Source organism: Pedobacter glucosidilyticus DSM 23534 (assembly GCF_000425145.1).
GTDB classification, from domain to species: domain Bacteria; phylum Bacteroidota; class Bacteroidia; order Sphingobacteriales; family Sphingobacteriaceae; genus Pseudopedobacter; species Pseudopedobacter glucosidilyticus.
Genome location: NZ_AULF01000070.1, coordinates 1 through 1,133, shown reverse-complemented (window position 1 = coordinate 1,133; position 1,133 = coordinate 1). Strand labels below are relative to the sequence as shown.

1 protein-coding gene is annotated in these 1,133 nt (G+C 52.9%); it reads left to right on the top strand.

From position 1 onward, the window contains the following. The coding region (locus H510_RS0112900; protein WP_026904693.1) for a collagen-like domain-containing protein at window positions 1–1,133 on the top strand (1,133 nt) is incomplete at both ends.

The window sequence follows — 1,133 nt, the reverse complement described above, 5'->3', positions numbered from 1 at the left end:
GATACCGGAGCACAAGGTCCAATAGGACTAACCGGAGCAACCGGTCCACAAGGCGAAGCAGGTCCGCAAGGTCCAATCGGTTTAACGGGAGCGAAAGGTGATACAGGATTACAAGGCATTCAAGGAGAAAAGGGAGATAGAGGAGAAGCAGGAGCACAAGGTATAGCTGGTGTAAAGGGAGACAAGGGTGATCAAGGCGAAGCAGGTCCGAAAGGAGATACTGGAGCACAAGGTCCACAAGGATTAACCGGAGCAAAAGGTGACAAGGGAGATAAAGGCGATCAGGGAGAAACTGGTCCACAAGGTCCAATGGGGCTTACTGGAGCACAAGGTTTAGCTGGTTTAAAGGGCGATAAAGGCGACCAAGGCGAAGCAGGCCCGAAAGGTGATACCGGAGCACAAGGTCCAATAGGACTAACTGGAGCAACCGGTCCACAAGGTGAAGTAGGTCCAATAGGATCAACCGGAGCAAAAGGTGATAAGGGCGACCAAGGTGAAGCAGGCCCGAAAGGAGATACCGGCGCACAAGGCCCTATAGGTTTAACAGGAGCAACCGGTGCACAAGGCGAAGCAGGTCCGCAAGGTCCTATCGGTTTAACTGGTTCAAAGGGCGATAAAGGCGATCAAGGTGAAGCAGGTCCACAAGGATTAACCGGAGCAAAAGGTGACAAGGGCGACCAAGGCGAAGCAGGTCCGAAAGGAGATACTGGAGCACAAGGTCCAATAGGATTAACCGGGGCAAAAGGCGAGAAGGGTGATAAAGGAGAAGCGGGCGCACAAGGTATAGCTGGTGTAAAGGGAGACAAGGGTGATCAAGGCGAAGCAGGTCCACAAGGATTAACCGGAGCAAAAGGTGACAAGGGTGATACTGGATTACAAGGTTTAGCTGGTGTAAAAGGCGATAAAGGCGACCAAGGCGAAGCAGGTCCTAAAGGCGATAAGGGTGACCAAGGAGATATAGGTCCACAAGGTCCAATTGGATTGACAGGGGTGGCAGGTCCACAAGGTGAAGCAGGTCCAATCGGTTTAACTGGTTCAAAGGGCGATAAAGGCGACCAAGGCGAAGCGGGCCCGAAAGGAGATACCGGCGCACAAGGTCCGCAAGGATTAACCGGAGCAAAAGGCGAGAAGGG